Here is a 19999-nt window from a genome sequence, read left to right as displayed (position 1 = left end):
GACGCCACCATGGGACTACTCGACGGCAAGGTCGCGCTGATCACCGGCGCGGGCGGTGGGCTCGGTGAGGCCTATGCAAAGCTGTTTGCGCGGGAGGGGGCCTCGGTCGTGGTCAACGATCTCGGCGGTCCCCGCGACGGCTCCGGCGCCGACAAGTCCATGGCGCAGCAGGTCGTGGACGCGATCAGGGCCCAGGGCGGCAAGGCGGTCGCGAACGGTGCCGACATCTCCACCATGGAAGGCGGCCAGTCGGTGTTCGACGACGCCATCAAGCATTTCGGCCGGGCCGACATCCTGGTCAACAATGCCGGCATTTTGCGCGACCAGACCTTTCACAAGGCCAGCGAGGCCGACTGGGACAAGGTCATCAAGGTCCATCTGAAGGGTACCTTTTGTTGCACCATGCCGGTGTTTCGCTGGATGCGGGAAAACGGCGGCGGCGTCATCGTCAACACCTCCTCGACGTCAGGGCTGATCGGCAATTTCGGCCAGACCAATTACGGCGCGGCCAAGGGCGGCATCTGGGGCCTGTCCAACGTGCTCGCGATCGAGGGCCGCAAGTACAACATCCGGATCTGGACGCTGGCCCCGGGCGCCCTGACCCGCATGACCGCAGACCTGCCCCGCTATAAGGAGAACCCCGGCGCCGCGCTCGGGCCGGACGGCATCGCGCCGGCCGTGCTATACATGGTCAGCGACTTGTCGGGCGACCAGACCGGCAAGGTGCTGGGCGTGTCCGGGCCCCGCGGCGTGCGCGAGATGCGGATGATGGAAATGGAAGGCTGGAAGCCGCCGCACTCGGGCTGGAACGCCCAGGACATTGTCGATCATGCCAAGGAGATCTTCTTCTCCGAGGAGCAGATCAAGATGGGGGCACGGCGGTTTTAGAAGGCCGTCATCTCGGGGCACGCGAAGCGTGAGCCCGGGATCCATACTCCGGATCGTGGTTATGGATTCCGGGCTCGCGACTGCGTCGCGCCCCGGAATGACAGATTAGAGAAAGACGAGGACCGATGAAACTCACCGCCGACGCCAAGGGCACTTTCGCAATCGCGCCGACGCCGTTCCACGACGACGGCCGGATCGACGAGCGCTCGATCGACCGCCTGACCGATTTCTACGAGGAGGTCGGCTGCGACGGCGTCACGGTGCTGGGCATTCTTGGTGAAGCCCCCAAGCTTGATGCCGTCGAGGCCGAGCAGGTCGCGGTGCGCTACGTCAAGCGCGCCAAGAAGATGCAGGTGATCGTCGGCGTCTCCGCGCCGGGCTTTGCCACCATGCGTTCGCTGGCCAAGGCTTCGATGGATGCGGGCGCGGCCGGCGTCATGATCGCGCCGCCGCCCTCGCTTCGCACCGACGACCAGATCATCGGCTATTTCAAGCAGGCGGCGGAAGCCATCGGCCCTGATGTGCCCTGGGTGCTGCAGGACTATCCGCTGACCTTGCAGGTGGTGTTCACCCCCGCCGTGATCCGCAAGATCGTCATGGACAATCCGAACTGCGTGATGCTCAAGCACGAGGACTGGCCGGGCCTGGAGAAGATCTCGACACTACGCGGCTTCCAGAAGGACGGCTCGCTCCGTCCGCTCTCGATCCTCTGCGGCAATGGCGGCACCTTCCTGGACTTCGAGATGGAGCGCGGCGCCGACGGCGCCATGACCGGCTACGCCTTCCCGGAGCTCCTGATCGACGTCGTGGACCTCTCCAAGGCCGGCAAGCGCGACGCTGCGCATGACATCTTCGACGCGCATCTGCCGCTGATCCGTTACGAGCAGCAGCCCGGCGTCGGCCTCACCGTGCGCAAATACGTGCTGCAGAAGCGCGGCATCATCGCCTCCAGCGCGCAGCGCAAGCCCGGTGCGACGATGACGGCGACGGCGAAGGCCGAGGTCGACTATCTCTTGTCGCGGGTCGCCCGTTTCGACAAGCGCGCCAATCTCGGCCCGCAATCCAGCGCCGCAGGCTAGTTGCATGGCCGAGACATCAGCATCACGCCCGGCCTCGACGATCCTCCTGCTGCGCGACGGCGCTAAGGAAATCGAAGTCTTCATGATGGTCCGCCATCATCAGATCGAGTTCAACTCGGGCGCGCTGGTGTTTCCCGGTGGCAGCGTCGATGCCGGCGACAACGAGATCGTCGCCCGCGCCGACCTCTATTCGGGCGGCGAAAGCCTCAGCGAAGCGGACCGCGGCTTCCGGATCGCCGCGATCCGCGAGACCTTCGAGGAGAGCGGGATCCTGCTGGCGCGGTCGAAGGACACGGGTACGCCAATCGATGCCGGGCGAGCAGGGGAGATCGCCGACAAGCATCGCGTTGCGCTGAACGAGCACAAGATCAGCTTCCTCAGCATTCTCGCCGACAACAATCTCCAGCTCGCGCTCGACACGCTCGTGCCCTATGCGCACTGGATCACGCCCGAGGGCATGCCGAAGCGGTTCGACACCTGGTTCTTCCTGGCCGCGGCACCGCCCGACCAGCTCGGTGCCCATGACGGACGGGAATCCACCGATTCGATCTGGGTGTCGCCGCGCGAGGCGGTGGAGGGCGGGGAGAGCGGCCGTTTCAAGCTGCCGTTCCCGACCACACGCAACCTGATCCGGCTCGCCAAGCAGGGAAGCGTGAGCGCGGCGCTGGAGCACGCCCGCGGCCTCTCGATCGTTACGGTGATGCCGGTGATGACCAAAACCGAAACCGGCCGTCAGCTCCGCATCCCCAGCGAGGCCGGCTATGACGGCGAGGTGTTCGAGGTCGGGGCCGTCGGCTAGTACACTTCGACACGCAACGAAGTATCGACGAATCCCGGGCCGCAGGGGCAGCCATCGTCAAACTGTCGTAAAGCTGAAGCGGGCGCCAAGTCCCGATATTAACGATATTCCGCGTCCCGAGGCATGTTCCCCCCGGGCAGCATTACGTCGTATATTGGACCTCCAGCAGTCCGGTCCTCAAACCACCAATGTCCGCCGAATTGAAGCCGTCCCCTGAGAAAAGGCGAACTTTCTCGCTCTCCATCGGCCAGCTCACCTTCGGTAGCTTCCTGTTGGTGCTGGCGGTGATCATTGTCACCTCGACTGCGAGCGTGATTGCGATCCGGCACATCGATTCGACCTTCGCCGAGCTGCAGCGGCTGCAGAGCGTCGGTGACCTCGCCGAGGACATCGATCGCCGCATGAACGAACTGCGTCTTGCCGCGCGCGACTTCGTCACAGATCCCGGTGCCGGCATCCAGTTCCAGCAGGTCGGCGAGGCGGCCTCGACGCTCAGCGACATCCTGAAGAAGACCCGCATCGAGCTCGCGCCCGAGCAGCAGGACATGCTCGACGGGGTCACCGAGCGGCTCGCAACCTATCGCTCCGGCCTCGAGCGGATCTCCACGCTGATCGACCGCCGCGCCCAGCTGCTCGCCGGACTGCCGCCGCTGCGCGAACAATTCGACGCAGCGGTTGAAGGCACCGCGGACCGCGAGCTGGCGTCCCGCCTGTCCGAGGCACAGGGCCGGATCGCGATCGGGCTGCTCGCGCGCAACCCGTCCGCAGCCGAGCAGGCTGCACAGGGAATGCGGGGGCTCGATATTGCCGATGCCAAGCTGAAGTCGGCGGTGAACGACTATGCCGAGGCGATCATGGCCGTCGCCGTCCGCGAGCGGCAGATCGCCGACATCGATCGCGAGGTGCTGGGAACGGAAGGACGGCTGATCGGCCGCGTCACCGAATTGCTGCGCGAGGTCAGCTCCCGACGCGGTCACGTGCTGTCGCGCGACTTCGCCCGGACACTGACCGAGGCGCGATGGCAGAGCATCGTGCTCGGCACGGTCGGCGTGCTGATCGGCATCGGCGCTGCCTGGTTCGTGGTTCGCAGGACGGTGCGTCCGCTCGCCCAGATCGCGCGATCCATTCGCGCGCTTGCCGCCGGCCGGAAAGATGTCTCAATTCCGTCCGCCGACCTCGGCAACGAGATCGGCGACATTGCGCGGGCGGCCGAAGTGTTTCGCCGCGCGCTGGAGGAGGCCGACACCGCGCGCGAGGCGGCGGTGCGCGCGCTCACCGAGCAGCGGCTCGCCGAGGAGAGCTATCGAAAACTGTTCGAAGGCTCCATCGACGGCATCTACGTGACGACCCCGGCCGGTGACCTCCTCAACGCCAATCCCGCGCTGGCGCGCATGATGGGCTACGACAGCCCGCAGCAGCTGATCGACAGCATCAGCGACATCGCCCACACGATCTACGTCCACCCCGAGGCGCGCGCCGAATACCAGCGGTTGATGGCGCGCGACGGCATGGTGCGCGAGTTCGAGTATCAGGTGCGCCAGCGCAGCGGCGACATCCTCTGGCTCTCCGACAGCGCCACGGGCGTGCGAGACGAAGCGGGCAACATCATCCGCTACGAGGGCACGCTGCGCGACATCACCGACCAGAAGCGGGCGGAGGAAGCCATCGCCGAAGGCCGGCGCCTGCTCCAGCAGGTCATCGACACCGTGCCGGCGGTGATCAACGTCAAGGATCGCAATCTGCGCTACGTGCTGATGAACCGCTACATGGCCGGCATCTTCGGCATCGAGCCCGGCGAGGCGCTCGGCCGCACCACGGCCGACCTGATGTCGCGCTACGGCGCATCCAAGTCGGACGAGAGCGACAAGCGGGTGCTCAAGCTTCGAAAAGGTCTCGGTTTCTACGAGGAGGAGTATCAGGACGCCTCCGGCAACATGCGGCAATGGCTGGTCAACAAGTTGCCGCTGCTCGACGCCGAGGGCGAGATCGAGCGGATCGTGACCGTTGCGCTCGATATCGGCGAGCGCAAGCGCGGCGAGCAGGAGATGCGCAAGGCCAAGGAAGCCGCCGAAACCGCGCTGCGCAATCTCCGCGAGACCCAGGCCTCCCTGATCGAGGCCGAGAAGCTGGCCGCGCTCGGGCGCCTCGTCGCCGGCGTCGCCCACGAGGTCAACAATCCCGTCGGCATCAGTCTCACCGTCGCCTCCGCGCTGGAGCGCAAGACCGCCATGTTCACCGCCGAAGTCGAGCGCGGCGAGCTGCGCCGCTCCACGCTCAACGATTTCCTCAGTACCAGCCGCGATGCGTCCTCGCAGCTCGTCTCCAATCTCAACCGCGCCGCCGAGCTGATCCAGTCGTTCAAGCAGGTCGCCGCCGACCGCAATTATTCGGATCAGCGTACTTTCGATCTCGGTGACCTCACCGAGCAGGTGGTGATGAGCCTGCGGCCGGGCCTGCGTAAGCACAATCTGACGCTCAACGTCGAGTGTCAGCCGGACCTGACCATGAACAGCTATCCCGGCCCGTACGGCCAGGTGCTGACCAATCTGTTTCTGAACTCGGTGGCGCACGCCTTCCCGGACGGCCGGCCCGGGACGATCGAGATCCAGGTGCGCGAGTCCGGCAAGGACAACGTCGAGATCATCTTCTCCGACAATGGCTGCGGCATGTCGCTCGACGTCCGTCGCCGCGCCTTCGATCCGTTTTTCACCACGCGGCGCGACCAAGGCGGCACCGGCCTCGGGCTGCACATCGTCTACAGCATCGTCACCAACCGGCTCGGTGGCCGGCTCGATCTCGATTCCGAACCGGGTGGCGGTACGCGCATCCAGATGATCCTGCCGCGTGTGGCGCCGCTCGAACAGGCCGCGGAATAGCTAATCGACGTCTGCAAGCTTGTGCAGCGTCGCGCCGAAGATCTGGCTGGCCTTGCCGACCAGCGCGGTGCCGGTCATCTGTCCGCGCGTGTCCGTGAACGTGCCGGTGACGCCGATGCCGACCGGGGCAGGGCCGCCGAACAGCGGATTGTCATCGCCTCGAGGCGAGGTGTGCCGTTGCACCAACACCTCGCCCTTGAAGCTGTTGTTGTCCTTCACCGTGTAGCTGCCGGTGTAATACAGGTAGGCATCGCCGCCGAGAATCTTGCCGTCGCGGAAGAGAATCACGCCGCTGCCCTTGCCGACTCGACCATCGAGCAGGGTGACGTGAATTGAATAGAGGCCGTTTTTCATAACGTCCCGTAGGCCGGCCGCCATCGCCCAATGGCGCAACCGGTCCCGCTTTTATGCCAAAGCCCATCCCTGCGCGCAACGAGGCAGTTTGCCGGCCGGTCGCGGCGGCCTGCGAGCCGTAGTTGTTCCGGTTTGTCCATGACACCGTCGTGACGCTCTGATGGTGAGGCGAGGCCCGACGTTGCGAATCAGAGTTGGCCCGCGAAATGCATAACCATTGTTGCACTGGCCGCGGGGTGCTGGAGCAAGACGAACGTGACCAACTGGATCGATTCCGGCGGCAATGAGCCGCGTCTGTACGGTGCGCGTCCCACGATTGCAAAAGCGAACAACGGCGGATTGGTGATGCGATACGCCGGGCAAGCCTGACGAGGCTGGCGCCCGCGTTGGCTTTGATCGCGCTCGCAGCCTCCTCGGGGCACGTGCGCGACCGCGGACAGTTCGCCAACACCAATCCCGAATTGAAGGCCTGGTTCGACAGTCTGCGCAGCGGCAAGGGGCCTTGCTGCTCCGATGCCGACGGTTCGGCGCTCTCGGACTCCGACTGGGACAGCAAGGACGGGCATTATCGCGTTCGCGTCCCGCGCTATGGCTTTGCGCTCGATGGCCAGCAGCAGGAGCTCGTCTGGGTCGACGTGCCCGCGGAGGCCGTGATCTCGGAGCCGAACCGGGTGGGACGCACCATGGTCTGGCCGATCTACGGCTACATGGGTGTCACCATCCGCTGCTTTATGCCCGGTAGCATGACTTAGCCTTCGGGCGTGACGTCGTCGCCGGCTCGGTGCCTGGACGGCGGGGCGCTCCGTCGCGTCAGGTATATTTCTTGTCGCGCTCGAGCAGCTCGATCGAGATGCCTTCAGGCCCGCGGATGAAGCAGATGCGTACGCCGGGACGGATGGTCGTCGGCTCGCGCGTGAACGTGACACCCTTGGCCTTGATTTCGGCGGCGACCGCGTCGATGTCCTTCACCGTCAAGCCGAAATGGTCGAGGCCCTGATGCGGGTGCGGAGGTGGCGGGCTGACGGCGCTGTCGCCCTCGAGCGGCGCGATGAAGATCCTGGCTCCGCCGAGGTTCACGTCGATTCGTCCCGGCGCGCGCACGATCTCGCCACCAAGGATGTCCTGCAGCCAGGCCGCAGTGGCCTCTGGATCGGGGCTGCGCAGATGGACGTGATCCCAAGCGACGGCGAACGGCATTTCATACTCTCCCAACGGGTCTATTCGATGCTACGGCGCATGCTAGCAGTATCGCCGGTGGCCACCACCGCCGTTGCCGACTCGCATGACGTTGGGGGAACCTTAGTTCGTCGCCCGAATTAAGGTAAGCTGTGACTAAATCCATCTTCGATGGTGCTGCGGTCGCGATCGGTGTGCAACCATGAATGCGAGGCTCGACCGACTCGGATTGGGGCGCTTGGCCGGCACCGGCGAACGACTGGCGCGGGCGGTGACGATTGCGAGCGTCTCATTTGGCCGAAGCCTTCTATGGCTGTTGGCGGCAATCATCGTCGGTTGCGGCATTTGGATGCTGCTACCTCTCTCCAAGGGCAACAGTGCTGAGCCGGTGAGGCCTGAGCTGGCGGCTGTTGAAGCGCCTCCCTCCGGCGATGCGTCCAAAGTAGCCTCGCCAGTGTCCGAAGCTCAGGTGCCGGCGACAGCAGAACTTGGTCGTCTCAGGATTTCATCACAGACCTGGCGTCGCGGCGGCCTCGGCTCCAAAGCCCTGGTGACGTTCACGCTGCGAAACGACAACGACTATGCCGTAAAGGATGTCGAGATCGTCTGCGCCTTCACGCGGCGCGATGGAAGTCATCTGACCGACCGCAGCCGCGTGCTGGCGGATCCGGTCAGCATGAAGAGCCGCAAGACCTTTGTGCGTATCCCGATCGGCTTCGTTAACGTGAATGCCGATCAGGCAAAATGTTCCCCGGTTGCAGCACGCCGTGCTTGAAGGCGACTTGTCCCGGTAGCTGAAAAGTTACCTTCTGCAGTCCTTGGCCGAAAACTATGCATCACCATTTGAACCGAACGGCTGGGCCAGGAACCAATTGGAAGATCGCCTGTTGAGGCGAGCAGAGCCCACGCGGGGATGCGGGGGGCGGAGCGCGGCCAATGCCCATCTTTAGGTATTTCATCTTTGTCGGTGGAGCTTTGCTCACACTGCTGTTCGCGGCGGATTTCGTTTTCCCGGCGGCGCCCGTAGCGCAGGCCGTCGCGACCGCAAGCAACGACCAGCCGCTGATCCGAATCCGGTCCGACCGCCATCTGCCTGAGCGCGTCGTCCTCGACACCAGCCAGCCGACGATTGTCGCACCCGCGGTTCAGACTGCCGCAGTTGCGGCTCCCCAGCCACCGGTACAGGAGAGCCGGTCGCCGGCTTTGGCCGAGATGTCTGCCAAGACGCGGGTGCGCGAGACCTTCGCCCAGTTCACGCCAGAGCCGAGGGCCGGGACCGCCGCAGCGAGGAAGTCCGACGCGGGCCAGCCCCAGACGTTCCAGGCCCAAGCGTCTCCTGTCCAGGCTCAGCCCAAGCGTAAGATCGTCAGGACGCAACCGGCGCATCAGCCGGGCCGCCCCATGATGCTGGTCGCTCAGCAGCCGCATTTCGGTCTCTTCAGCACGACTTGGTGACGGCGCCTTCGGCTGCCTCGATCGAGGTGGGAAGGGCTTTTTATTGGCCGGCCTCTCTGCTAATTCGAACCAATCCGACCGCCGTCGGGTGTGCTGGCTCCTCGCCAGTGCCGGCCGGCGGATCTCGGTGGCCCGCTACTCGGGCCAGGGCGCTCGTAGCTCAGCTGGATAGAGCATCGGATTTCGATTCCGAGGGTCGGAGGTTCGAATCCTTCCGAGCGCGCCAGTCCTCTTTGTTCCATATATGTTCTAAAGCGGCGAGGATGCCGGGTCACCGCCGCGAGGGCCTGCGGCGTCCATCAGCCTGCCGGGACACCGCTTTGCCGGCCGCGTGCCAGCGTGTCGGAGGGCGCCTCGTGGAAGATCGCGCGGTAGGCTGCGGCAAATTCGCCGAGATGATGGAAGCCTTGGGCACGTGCGCAGGTGGCCACGGTGACGCCACCCTTGAGGAGGCGGGCGCGGGTCGCCCACAGCCTCTTCAGGCGAATGTACTGGTGCAGGCTCATGCCCCGCACCTTGCTGACGGCGCCGCCGAGCGTACGGATCGAGACGTCGAACTCGCGGGCGAGATCGGCTGTATAGATCGGCGCGGTCGGATAGGTAGCGACGTAGTCGTCGATGCGCTGCACGAGCTTGATCGCCCGCTCGCTGTGGACCGAGGTGCTCCGATCCGACGTCGAATCGATTCGAAACAAATCGTCGAGCGCGAGCAGCAGGCCTTCCTGCAGATGGGCCGCAACCTCGGTCGTCTCGAACAGGTCTGGCTGCACTGACGCGGTGCGCAGGATGTCGAGCAGGAGCTGTCGGGTGTGGAGCAGGGCGGGCCGGTTCGCGACATGGGCGCGCAAATGGTCGGCGCGGTCGAACCAGCCCCGGTCTCTCAGCTCGGGGGAGAAGATGATCATGGCGTGATGATTGGTCCGGGGCTCGACGAAATGGCACTCATCGTTGCCGTGGAGGGCAGCGAAGAAGCGGGCGTCGAGATCCACACCTTTGAAGTTGACCTGAAGATCGTCGCTCATCGACAGGATCACCATCCCGCTCGACATGCGATAAGCGGTATCTAGGATCCGCGCGAACGATCTCATCACGATGATGCGGCACGCCGGCAGGGAGACGATGGCTCGGGCCGCCGCGAAGTTCGGGATGTCGAGCGGAATGCTCCTCGCATCCTCCATCGTCTCAATCGGCCGAAACGCATCGACATCGGAGAAGCCGATCAGTTGAAGGGCAGAGGAGGGAGCGAGGTCGTCGAACAACATGATTCTGGCCGGCCGCTGAAATGAGACAATCAAAGGAACATCGCTGCATCATCAATGGCGAAGCATCGAGTTTCAGTAAACCGAATTTCAGGGCCGTAGTATTGCGGACATCATGCCATGAGGTACGTTGGCTCATCGCCGTTCCTCAACGCTCTGCACCTTCATGTTGACAGCACCGAAACACGATCGGTTAAATCGTCATAAGTGACCTTTTCGGCTGATCTCATCTTTGATCTAGATCAAACATGAACGGCTTGGGGCCAGTGATCCACTGCGCAAGACATGATCTCGCAAAAGCGAAGGGGCCCGAAGGCCCCTTCAAACGTCACCAGCGGCGATAGCCGTAGTACCCATAATGGCGCGGCCCGTAATAGCGCGGCGGCCCATAGTACCGCGGGCCGTAATAATATGGCCGCGGCCTGTAGTAGTAGCCATAATAGTTCGGCCGCCACCAGCACCGTCCCCAGGCGTCGCAGACCATGCGGACCTGCTCGACGCCGGAGACCTGCGGTGTCGCAGGTGCAGGCGCGATGGGCATGGCGGATGCCGTCGACGATGCAACGAGGGCGCCGAACAGGAACGCGGCCAATCGGCCAGTCGTGAGGTTCATGATGTCTTCCTTCGCTTACGCGATGCAGGATATCGAGGTTGTTCTGATCAAATTGTGGCCGAACCGAAATGTAATACAGATGAACAGGCGAGCTGACCCTTACGTCACGGCTCGGCAGCGGGCCGTAGGCCGGGCAGGCCGTGTCGTGACTTGAGCTTGATCCTGCGCAATTCGCAAGTTTGCCTTGGCTCTTACTGTCGCCGTCATGGCAGCGGCGTGGTGCCTGCTGCCGGGCAAGGTGAGCTGAATGCGAGTCATTCCAGATCTGTCGATCTCGCCGGAGAAGGTGTTCTTCGTCATCTCGAAATCGCGCCGGTCCGACAGCGAAGCGGGAGGGGGTGGCGTCATCCTGGACTTCGGCGACGACGACATGAGCTACGGCCGCGGTGGGCGCGGCGAAAGCACCGACCGTGCCGAGCTCGCGGGCTTCATCCGCGCTCTCAATGTTGACGAGCAGATCGATCTCGTGGCGCTGACCTGGCTTGGCCGCGGCGACGGTGATCTCTCCGATTGGCGTCAACTGCGCGCCCAGGCCGCCCAGGCGCACAACCAGCGTACCGCCTCATACCTGATCGGTACGCCAATGCTCGCCGACTATCTGGAGGAGGCGATGACGCAATTCGGCAAGTCCTTCGAGGAATTCGAAGAACAGCTCTGATGCCGGATGCGGCGTCTGCAAGTGAAGGAGAAGTTGCGATGGACAAGATGAGAATGGACAAGGGTGACTGGCTGGTCGTGTGCGACGGGCGCAAGGCGCTCATTCTGGAAAACCTCGGCGACGAGATGTTTCCGAACCTCCACACCAGGGAGGTGCACGAGCAGCCCAATCCCGCGACCGCCGCTCAGGGGGCCGACGCGCCGGGCCGGTTGCATGGCGCGGTCGGCGGCGCACGCAGCTCGGTCGAGCAGACCGATTGGCACGACGAGGCCGAGCGCGCCTTTCTGCGGAGCCTAGCCGGCCGGCTCGATGCCGCCGTCAGCTCCGGTGAGACGACGGCCCTGACCATGGTGGCCTCGCCACGTGCGCTCGGCATGATCCGCGCCGACTATTCGGACGGGCTGCGCAAGGCGCTTCAGGGGGAGGTCGGCAAGGACCTCGTCAAGCTGCCGGTCTACGAGATCGAGAAGCAATTGCTGCGGTCGGGCGCCGCCAAATAGAGGAGCCGCAGCGGCCGCGGCGCCTCAGTAGCAGGGGTGCCGCCGGCCGTCCTGACCAATATAAGCGGCCGCGCTGCGGTAGCAGTGGTTGGTCGCCGGGCCGTCATAGTAGGCGAAGGTGCCGGGGGTGATACCCGGGCCGTAATTGTGCAGGTAGCTGATCGGGTAGGGCAGCGGGCTCGCGTAGGAGCGGTGGTACCGGTGGCGGCCGTTCGCCTCCGCGAGGGCGGGGGCCAGGACCGCAGCCGTCAAGGCCGCAACCGCGGCGACACGCGTCAACTTGCTCATCTCGATTCTCCGGAACCCGCTCGAATGGGTCAGCCTGTTATAGCAATTTCGAGCGGCCAAGCATCGCTCCGGAGGCCAGAAATCAAGGCCAATCCCGCAGATTTCCGGGTGGGTGTGACAGAATTGCCGGACATGCGGCCAAAGCTGCCCATTTTTGGCCTTTTCGGGATGCTTAACGAATTCCCCACACAAGTATGACCAAAGACTATTCGGTTCAGAATTCTTCCGCCGGCCCGGGGGCATTTGCCGGCCCCTCGAGTCCGGTACATTCCTGAAGGCCTTCGCCGTCATCTCGCCATGCGCATCACGCTTCCGAGTCTGCTGTTGCTCTGCCTCGCCGCCGCCACGCCGGCGCGCGCCGAGCTGCACATCACGCGCGACCACGGCGGCTATGTCGAGGAGTACAAGGCCAAGTACAAGCGGGTGCGCGAAAAGGGCGAGCGGGTCATCATCGACGGCATCTGCAATTCGGCCTGCACGCTCGTGCTCGGCATCGTGCCGATGAACAAGATCTGCGTGACGCCGCGCGCGAGCCTCGGCTTCCACCAGGCCTATTACGACAAGGCGTTCACCTTCGGCATCAAGGTCACCAGCGCTGAGGGTACCTCCGATCTCATGTCCTACTACCCCGACACGGTGAAGGACTGGATTCGCCGCAATGGCGGGCTCACCACGGACATGAAGAAGATCAAGAACGGGGTCGAGCTCTGGAAGATCGTCAATCCCTGCCCGGACGAATGGTGAGCGGCTGAGACGGACCGCGATCCTCCGTCGCAGCGCAGCATATCGTCACCACGAAATTCGCATTGCCGCATGGCCGAGGGTCGGGCAATGAGGGCGGCAATGAATCATAATCAAGAAGCCCTGGCCGCCCGCGCCGCGCCGATCCTGTTCGTGCTGCTCTGGAGCACCGGATTCATCGGCACCAAATACGTCGTCAACAATGCCGATCCCTTGACCTATCTCGCCATCCGCATGGCGATCGTGGTCGGGCTGATGGCAATCATCGCGGGAATCGCCCGGCCGAAATGGCCTGATAGCGCCGGCATCGCGCACAGCGCCGTCGCCGGCATCCTCGTCCACGGCTTCTATCTCGGCGGCACCGCGATTGCGATCGCGCATTCGATTCCGGCCGGCCTGTCGGCGCTGATTCCAGGTCTGCAGCCGATCCTGACCTCGACCATCGCCAATCGCTGGCTCGGCGAACGGGTCACGCCGCTGCAATGGGCCGGGCTCGTGCTCGGCCTCGGGGGGGTGGTGCTGATCCTGCACAACCGTCCGATGACCGGCGAAGCCGGGCTCGGCTGGCTCGCCTCGGTGGTCTCGCTGGTCAGCATCACGCTCGGCACGCTCTATCAGCGCCGCTATTGCAATCACATCGACTGGCGCGCCGGCAATCTCGTGCAGTACGTGGCGGTCACCATCTTCTTCGCGGTCGGCGCCTTCCTGTTCGAGGATCGCGTGGTGCACTGGACACGGGAGTTTGTGCTTGCGCTCGCCTGGCTCGCGGTCGCGCTCTCGATCGGATCGATCGGGCTGTTGTACTGGCTGATCCGCCACGCCGCGGCGACCTCGGTCGCGAGCCTGTTCTATTTGGTTCCGGCCGTCACGGCCCTGATGGCCTATCTGCTGTTCGGAGAAAAGCTGGATGCGATTGCCATTGCTGGCATGGCGCTCTGCGCCGCGGCGGTCTTTGTGGTCAATTGGCGGTCCTGACGGCACGCAGTTCGGCTCGCCGGAAACGCGGAAGTGCTTCAACGCCGAGCAAGCGGCGAGGATAGATGCGGGCTGTCTCCGGGCGCGCCCGCACCCGGAGACGTCTTCCGGTGCGATCAGCGCTTGGCCTTCTTGGCCTTCTTCTTCGACTTGCCGGCTTTCTTGGTCGCCTTTTTCGCAGACTTTTTCGCGGCCTTCTTGGACGACTTCTTTGCGGCCTTCTTCGTCGTCTTCTTCGCAGCCTTCTTGGCTTTCTTCTTGGCCGCCTTCTTCGGCGCTACTTTCTTCGCGACCTTCTTGGCGGCTTTCTTCACCTGCTTGACTGCGGTGACTGCCGCGTCCTTGGTCGTTTCCACGGCAGTGGTGATCGTCTCCATCGCCTGTTCGGTGATCGGTTTCTCGTCGTCCATATCGTCCCCCACGGTTTGCATGGAGCGATGACGATAGCGGGTTTCGAAATCGTGTCAAAGCGACGCTCAACCTTTGCGGATCTTTGCGTAGGCGGCGAGCGCGCGTTCGCGTGCCCTGGCATGATCGACGATCGGCTGCGGATAGGTCTTGCCGATCGTGATGCCCGCGCTCGCAAGCTCGATCGGCGTTGCCTGCCAGGGCCGGTGGATCAGCTTGGCGGGCAGGGCCTTCAGCTCCGGAACCCAGCGTCGAACATAGGCTCCATCAGGATCGAACTTCTCGCCCTGAAGCTGCGGATTGAACACGCGGAAATAGGGCGCAGCGTCCGCGCCGCAGCCGGCGACCCATTGCCAGTTGGCAGGATTGCTGCCGGCGTCCGCGTCGACCAGCGTGTCCCAGAACCAGGCCTCCCCCTCGCGCCAGTCGATCAGGAGGTGCTTGACCAGGAAGGAGGCCACCACCATCCGCACCCGGTTGTGCATCACGCCGGTGTGCCAGAGCTCGCGCAGGCCGGCATCGACGATGGGGTATCCGGTGCGCCCGCGCTGCCAGGCGGTGAGCGCTTCTTTGTCGGGCTGCCAAGGGAAGGCATCGAAGTTCGTCTGCAGGTTTTCGGCGGCAAGGTTGGGGTGATCGTGGAGGAGGTGGCGGCAGAATTCGCGCCAGCCGAGCTCGCTCAACAATTTTTCGACGCCTTGCCCGCGTGCCGGATCTTCCGCCGCGGCAAACCGGGCGGCGTGCCAGACCTGACGGGGGCTGATCTCGCCGAAGCGCAGATGCGGCGACAGCCGTGAGGTCCCGTCTCGGTCCGGACGGTCACGATCGCCGGAATACGTTCGAACAATGTGCTTGAGGAAGTCGCGCAGGCGCAGATGGGCGGAGGCGGCACCGGGGCTCCATGCCTCGCGCAGGCCGCCCGCCCAATCGGGCGTGGTCGGCTCGAGCTTCCAGCTCTCCAGTCCATCGCTCGCGATGCTCGGTGCAGGGCGCAGCTGCTTCGGCGCGGGCAGGGGCTTTGGCGGGTCGCCGAGGGCCAGTACGCGGCGCCAGAACGGGGTGAACACGCGCAGGCCCCGGCCGTCCTTGGTGCGGATCGCCGCGGGCGGGACCAGCAAGTCGCCCGGAAAGCTTTGCGCGTGCATGCCGAGCTTCGCAAGGGCCGCTTGGAGCTGTCGCTCAACCGCCTGATGAGGCGCCTGCGCGATCTCGTTCCAGTAGACGGCGCGGGCACCGCTCTGTCGCACCACCTCAGGGATCACCTTGGCCGCCGGTCCTCTGCCCAGGACGAGCGAGCCGCCGCGCGCGGCGATCTCGGCTCCGAGCGCCCGCAGCGACTGCGCCAGCCACCAGCGTGCCGCGCCGCCCGGCGCTCGCCCCGCCGCCTCGTCCAGTACGTAGAGGCAAAGCACCGGCGCTCCGGACTTGGCGGCGGCGTGGAGGGCGGGGTGGTCGGACAGGCGGAGATCGTCGCGAAACCAGACGATGACGGGCGGGGTCAGGGAAGGCCTCGTTTACCAATTGGAAACCGTACGGCGTGCGGCGGTGGGAACCCGTCGTTAATGCGGCTGTAAGTCAATTGCACCAATATGCAGGAATTACGGGGGTCATTCCATCCATGTCCAATCTTCTAACGGCGAAGTTCCTGCCGCGGTTTAAGCTCGGCACCAAAGCGGTCCTGTGCGCGGTGCTGCTGATCGCAATGAACACGGCGCTCGTGGTCGGCGCCGGCTATTGGTCACTGACATCCGCCTTCACTGACCGCGCCCTGCGCGACATCGAGGTCAATCTGCGCACGCTGGGGCTGGCCTTTGCGGAGACCGTTCCCGAAGCCAAGATCACGATCCGAGACGGCGCGGTGGTCCGCGCCGAGATCCCCAAAATGCCCGACTTCAGGGATCACGCCATCGTCGACCGGGCGGTGTCCTATGTCGGCGGCAACGCGACCCTGTTCGTGTTCGACGCGGCGAGCGGACAGTTCATCCGCCGCTCGACCAACGTGAAAAAGGAAAACGGCGACCGCGCCGTCGGGACCCAGCTGGCCGCCGATCATCCGGGGCAGGCCCCGCTGCGCCGTGGCGAGGCCTATAAGGGGCCGGCCACGCTGTTCGGCAAGACGTTCATGACCGCCTATTTCCCGATCGCCGATGGCACCGGCAAGGTCGCCGGCATTCTCTATGTCGGCATCCCCATGGTGCAGTTCGAGGGCATGCTGTCCCAGGCGATGGAGAGCATGGCGGCCGCTGCCGGGCTTGCCGCGCTTCTGGTGCTGGTCCTGACCCTGCTGGTCGTCCGGCGCATCACCCGGCCCCTGACCTCGGTGACGCATTCGCTCACCGCGCTTGCCAACGGTCAGAGCGACGTCGCGATCGAATGCGAGGACCGTGCCGACGAGATCGGCGAAATCGCCCGCACGGTCGCGGTGTTCAAGAGCAACTCGCAGGAACGGGCGCGCCTGCGCACTGAGCAGGCAGTGGCAACCGCTGCTGCAGCCGAGCAGCGCAAGGCCGAGCTGCGCAACTTCGTCGAGGGGTTCCGCGGCAGCGTCGGCGGCATTCTCGACAAAGTGCTGGCATCGTCCGGCGAGTTCGAGCGCGCCGCGCGACAACTCACCGACGCCGCGCGCTCCACGGCCGATCTGTCGGCGCAGTCGGCAGGAGCATCCGAAAGCGCCTCCGAGCATGTGCGTTCGGCGGCGTCCGCTTCCGACGAGCTGTCTCAATCCATCTCCGAGATCACCCGCCGGGTGCAGGAATCGAACGAGATCTCCGCCGAGGCGGTGCGGCAGGCCGAAGCGACGGACCAGCGCATCGCGCAGCTCTCGGAGGCCGGCTCGCGCATCGGCGACGTCGTCAAGCTGATCACCTCGATCGCCGAGCAGACCAATCTGCTGGCGCTGAATGCGACGATCGAGGCTGCACGCGCGGGCGATGCCGGCCGCGGCTTCGCGGTGGTGGCTCAGGAGGTCAAGACGCTCGCCGGCCAGACCGCGAAGGCGACCGACGAGATCTCGAACCAGATCGAGAGCATGCAGCTTGCGACCGAGGAATCGGTCGCAGCCATCAAGGCGATCAGCCAGACCATCGAGCGCATCAGCGGCATCGCAGGCTCGATCTCGGCGGCGGTCGAGCAACAGAAAAGCGCGACGCACAACATCGTGGCCAGCGTGCGCGCCGCGGTGTCAGGCACGGCCGATGTCGCGGTCAATGTCCGTCACGCCGCCAAGGGCGCCAGCGAGACGGGCGAAACGTCGAGCCGCATGTTTGCTTCCGCCCAGGCGCTGTCGGGCGAGAGCCTGCATCTGAAGGCCGAGGTCGAGAGCTTCCTCGACCGCGTGCACGCGGCGTGATTCTGGGTCATCATCCCGGGATGGTCCGAAGGACCAGCCCCGGGATCTCGAGATCTCGGGTTCGATGCTGACGCATCGCCCCGGGATGACTTTTTGGGGCCGCTATCCGCGACCGCCAAAAGTCATCTGGGCTGCGGGACGATGCGGATGTAGGGCTTCGGCTCCTTCCAGCCCTGCGGATAGATCGTCTTGGCCTCGTCGTTGGAGACCGAGCCCGCGATGATGACGTCGTCGCCCTGCGACCAGTCGGCCGGGGTGGCGACGCGATGCTTGGCGGTGAGCTGGAGCGAGTCGATGACGCGCAGGATCTCCTGGAAGTTCCGGCCCGTCGTCATCGGATAGACCAGCACCAGCTTGATCTTCTTGTCCGGGCCGATGATGAAGACGTTGCGGACGGTTTGGTTGTCGGCCGGCGTGCGGGTGAGGGGATCGCCAGAGGTCGAGGCTGGCAGCATGCCGTAGAGCTTGGAGACGTTGAAATCGGTGTCGCCGATCATCGGGTAGTTCGGCGCGGCGCCTTGGGTCTCCATGATGTCTTCCGACCATTTTGCATGACGGTCGACCGGATCGACCGAGAGGCCCATCAGCTTGACCCCGCGCTTGTCGAATTCCGGCTTCAGCTTGGCGAGGGCGCCGAGTTCGGTGGTGCAAACCGGCGTGAAATCCTTCGGGTGTGAGAACAAGAGGGCCCAGCTGTTGCCGATCCAGTCGTGGAATTTGATCTTCCCTTCGGTGGTTTCGGCTTCGAAGTCAGGGGCGGTGGCGCCGATCGGAAGTGTCATGATCTTACCTCATCTCATTGAATCTAATCGAGAATTCGTCTCCGGCCGTCACATCCATTATAAGAGCTTCGCCGGCCTAAGTGAACGCCAACTGAACCGGCTCAAGTAAAATGTGAATTCCTTCTTTGAAGAGCCGATTTTCTAGCAACTTATTGTTACAGCGGCAGCTGCGGCGAAACAGCTCCACCCGGGGTCACACGGTCTCGCTCGCCCCGATAATGCCTTTTATGACTTTCATCACGCTCGCCCGGCGCGTTCTAGAACCAGATTGGTCCTGATAGCGACCAATTGGCAACCATCTAGAAAAGTCGCGATCCCCGTATCGAATCGTTAACCACCCCTTTACGCCGGCATGGAAATGCTGGTCGATCAGAAGAAGTCTGGAAGTGAACTATGTCCGCCGCTGCGCCTAAGCCCACCGAGCCGTCGTCCCTCGTGCCGTCCTGCCGCGATACCGCAGCTCATGCCCTTTCCGTCGTGCGGGACGGCGTGATCACGGGCGAAGGCCCGACCACCAAGGGACGGGTGCATTTCTCCCGCTCGCTCGACGCCGATGACACCGCCTGGTGCGTGCGCATCCTCACCGCCACCGCCGTCAACGACCAGCCGGTCAGCCGCGCCGAGGCCGAAGTTCTGTTCGAGATCAACGAGGCCGCGACGGAGCGCACCGATGGCGGCCGGTTCGACGACCTGCTTGCCAAGGCGGTCGCCCATTATGCCGCGAGCGCCTCGGGCCTGAAGGTGCCGCCGCGCAGCGTCGCGCTGTCGGCCGACACCGAGATCGAGAGCTGGGCGCCGTCCTATGCCTCCAAGGTCAACAGCGAGATGCTGGAGTGGATCGCCGGCCAGATGCGTGGCAAGCGCCAGAACAACCGTCGCCTGATGGCGATGGTGGCGACCTTCCTCGGCGCCACCGCACTGCCTCTGGCGGGCCAATTGCCGAACGTGTTCGACATCGGGATGTAAGGCAAATGGGCCGCGGTCGCGGCTCGCAGCGTCGTTCGGTTTCCTCCTGTCCCGGACGCGGCGCAGCGCGTAAGCGGTGCGGCGCAGAGCCGGGACCCAGGACGCCGCGCGGTTCGCTGTGACATGGGCCCCGGCTCTGCAGCGCATCGTCCAAGAGACGCCGCGCTGCGTCCCGGGCACGAGACCTGAGTTTCAGGCAAACAACTGTCCCAACAGCGTCATTGCGAGCGCAGCGAAGCAATCCAGAATCCCTCCGCGGATACATTTCTGGATTGCTTCGCTGCGCTCGCAATGACGGAGTGTGTGGTGGGCAGCGCCGTTCTTCAATTCGCATTTCGCTCGCGGACACGCTTCCGCATCCTCGCGGCATTTCTCGCCCGAGCTTTGCCTTGTCGTCCCACCCTCAATTGAAAGAGGGCGCAGGGAAGACCGGGTGCCGGCCGGGCACCCACGGTCCACTGTGCGAAAGGTGGCAACGAAGAATTTGCACAGCGGCATACAGGTGAAGCCAAACATCCGGCCTTCCCTGCGCAGTGGCTTTACGGCTTATGTCGTGCTCTCCCCGGGGAGCGATGCACTATTGCCCCCGTCGCCTTGCGGATGGCTGATGCGCTTGCCCGGTTGGGCCGCAACATCACCGCAAGACTTGGCGCACAGACCCCGGGCGCCAGGACCACACGTCTATATTTTGCAAGCCGGTGAAAGCCGGTGAAAGCAACAAACCGCTATGATCTAAGGGGTTTTCCGATAACCTCTTGATCGGCTTCAGCGCGCTAATCGCCAGAAACAGGGCCCGGCCCTAACCGACTCAGCGTCCGCACGACAGACTGAGC

At 64.4% G+C, this 19999-nt stretch carries 20 protein-coding genes, 1 tRNA gene and 1 pseudogene; 14 read left to right on the top strand and 8 right to left on the bottom strand.

Annotated features, from left to right (window positions below):
* Positions 1-9: 9 nt before the first annotated feature.
* From I6F21_RS14450 to I6F21_RS14435, 4 genes are all read left to right on the top strand, one after another.
* Positions 10-888, top strand: coding sequence for an SDR family oxidoreductase (locus I6F21_RS14450; RefSeq protein ID WP_057029663.1), 879 nt, complete (start codon positions 10-12; stop codon positions 886-888).
* Between the two features lie 125 nt (positions 889-1013).
* Entirely contained in the window at positions 1014-1967 is a 954-nt protein-coding gene (locus I6F21_RS14445) for a dihydrodipicolinate synthase family protein (protein ID WP_225139885.1), read from the top strand.
* A gap of 4 nt (positions 1968-1971) precedes the next feature.
* Positions 1972-2766 (top strand): NUDIX domain-containing protein, encoded by a 795-nt coding sequence (locus I6F21_RS14440; RefSeq protein WP_225139886.1) that lies wholly within the window; start codon positions 1972-1974, stop codon positions 2764-2766.
* A 188-nt stretch (positions 2767-2954) separates the two neighbouring features.
* Positions 2955-5642 (top strand): PAS domain S-box protein, encoded by a 2688-nt coding sequence (locus tag I6F21_RS14435; RefSeq protein ID WP_036011152.1) that lies wholly within the window; start codon positions 2955-2957, stop codon positions 5640-5642.
* Here the strand turns inward: I6F21_RS14435 and I6F21_RS14430 are convergent, their stop codons facing one another.
* The gene (locus I6F21_RS14430) at positions 5643-5996 is read right to left on the bottom strand and encodes a GrlR family regulatory protein (protein WP_036011154.1); all 354 of its coding nucleotides are present in this window, start codon (positions 5994-5996) and stop codon (positions 5643-5645) included.
* A 255-nt stretch (positions 5997-6251) separates the two neighbouring features.
* Between I6F21_RS14430 and I6F21_RS14425 the strand changes: the two are divergent.
* Positions 6252-6748: pseudogene (locus I6F21_RS14425) on the top strand (hypothetical protein).
* A gap of 58 nt (positions 6749-6806) precedes the next feature.
* Here the strand turns inward: I6F21_RS14425 and I6F21_RS14420 are convergent.
* A complete protein-coding gene (locus I6F21_RS14420) occupies positions 6807-7193 on the bottom strand; it encodes a VOC family protein (protein ID WP_036011159.1) in 387 nt (128 codons plus the stop codon).
* A 181-nt stretch (positions 7194-7374) separates the two neighbouring features.
* Between I6F21_RS14420 and I6F21_RS14415 the strand changes: the two genes are divergently transcribed.
* The 3 genes from I6F21_RS14415 (at position 7375) to I6F21_RS14405 (ending at position 8853) form a co-directional block, all read left to right on the top strand.
* On the top strand, positions 7375-7947 hold the full coding sequence (locus I6F21_RS14415) for a hypothetical protein (protein WP_036011161.1): 573 nt from the start codon (positions 7375-7377) through the stop codon (positions 7945-7947).
* 161 nt (positions 7948-8108) lie between these two features.
* Positions 8109-8627, top strand: a complete 519-nt coding sequence (locus I6F21_RS14410; RefSeq protein WP_225139887.1) for a hypothetical protein — start codon at positions 8109-8111, stop codon at positions 8625-8627.
* Between the two features lie 149 nt (positions 8628-8776).
* Positions 8777-8853, top strand: a tRNA-Arg gene (locus tag I6F21_RS14405).
* A 73-nt stretch (positions 8854-8926) separates the two neighbouring features.
* Here the strand turns inward: I6F21_RS14405 and I6F21_RS14400 are convergent.
* Entirely contained in the window at positions 8927-9889 is a 963-nt protein-coding gene (locus I6F21_RS14400; RefSeq protein ID WP_225113206.1) for an AraC family transcriptional regulator, read from the bottom strand.
* A gap of 325 nt (positions 9890-10214) precedes the next feature.
* Positions 10215-10499, bottom strand: a complete 285-nt coding sequence (locus I6F21_RS14395) for a hypothetical protein (protein ID WP_036031624.1) — start codon at positions 10497-10499, stop codon at positions 10215-10217.
* Positions 10500-10746: 247 nt separating this feature from the next.
* Here I6F21_RS14395 and I6F21_RS14390 point away from each other — a divergent pair, with 247 nt between their 5' ends.
* Complete coding sequence (locus I6F21_RS14390; protein WP_036031620.1) at positions 10747-11157, top strand: DUF3775 domain-containing protein; 411 nt, start codon at positions 10747-10749, stop codon at positions 11155-11157.
* A 38-nt stretch (positions 11158-11195) separates the two neighbouring features.
* Positions 11196-11657, top strand: coding sequence for a host attachment protein (locus I6F21_RS14385; RefSeq protein ID WP_036011176.1), 462 nt, complete (start codon positions 11196-11198; stop codon positions 11655-11657).
* Between the two features lie 24 nt (positions 11658-11681).
* On the opposite strand, the gene I6F21_RS14380 is transcribed toward I6F21_RS14385, so the two are convergent.
* Positions 11682-11945, bottom strand: a complete 264-nt coding sequence (locus tag I6F21_RS14380) for a hypothetical protein (protein ID WP_225113203.1) — start codon at positions 11943-11945, stop codon at positions 11682-11684.
* A gap of 297 nt (positions 11946-12242) precedes the next feature.
* Between I6F21_RS14380 and I6F21_RS14375 the strand changes: the two genes are divergently transcribed.
* Complete coding sequence (locus I6F21_RS14375; protein ID WP_036011182.1) at positions 12243-12689, top strand: hypothetical protein; 447 nt, start codon at positions 12243-12245, stop codon at positions 12687-12689.
* 99 nt (positions 12690-12788) lie between these two features.
* Positions 12789-13661 carry a DMT family transporter gene (locus I6F21_RS14370; protein ID WP_225139888.1) on the top strand — a complete coding sequence of 291 codons (873 nt, stop codon included), beginning with the start codon at positions 12789-12791 and terminating at the stop codon, positions 13659-13661.
* A gap of 116 nt (positions 13662-13777) precedes the next feature.
* Here the strand turns inward: I6F21_RS14370 and I6F21_RS14365 are convergent, their stop codons facing one another.
* Positions 13778-14071: a hypothetical protein gene (locus I6F21_RS14365; RefSeq protein ID WP_036011186.1), complete on the bottom strand. Its 294-nt coding sequence runs from the start codon at positions 14069-14071 to the stop codon at positions 13778-13780.
* A gap of 66 nt (positions 14072-14137) precedes the next feature.
* Complete coding sequence (locus tag I6F21_RS14360) at positions 14138-15529, bottom strand: deoxyribodipyrimidine photo-lyase (protein ID WP_249781902.1); 1392 nt, start codon at positions 15527-15529, stop codon at positions 14138-14140.
* A gap of 158 nt (positions 15530-15687) precedes the next feature.
* Between I6F21_RS14360 and I6F21_RS14355 the strand changes: the two genes are divergently transcribed.
* Positions 15688-17418 (top strand): Cache 3/Cache 2 fusion domain-containing protein, encoded by a 1731-nt coding sequence (locus tag I6F21_RS14355; RefSeq protein WP_225139889.1) that lies wholly within the window; start codon positions 15688-15690, stop codon positions 17416-17418.
* A 122-nt stretch (positions 17419-17540) separates the two neighbouring features.
* Here I6F21_RS14355 and I6F21_RS14350 read toward each other — a convergent pair whose 3' ends face one another.
* Complete coding sequence (locus I6F21_RS14350; RefSeq protein ID WP_036011192.1) at positions 17541-18200, bottom strand: peroxiredoxin; 660 nt, start codon at positions 18198-18200, stop codon at positions 17541-17543.
* Between the two features lie 393 nt (positions 18201-18593).
* Here I6F21_RS14350 and I6F21_RS14345 point away from each other — a divergent pair, with 393 nt between their 5' ends.
* Complete coding sequence (locus tag I6F21_RS14345) at positions 18594-19166, top strand: hypothetical protein (protein ID WP_036011195.1); 573 nt, start codon at positions 18594-18596, stop codon at positions 19164-19166.
* Positions 19167-19999 lie beyond the last annotated feature (833 nt).

Source organism: Bradyrhizobium sp. NBAIM03 (assembly GCF_020194055.1).
GTDB lineage: Bacteria > Pseudomonadota > Alphaproteobacteria > Rhizobiales > Xanthobacteraceae > Bradyrhizobium > Bradyrhizobium yuanmingense.
This window is presented reverse-complemented; position numbering and strand designations above follow the sequence as displayed.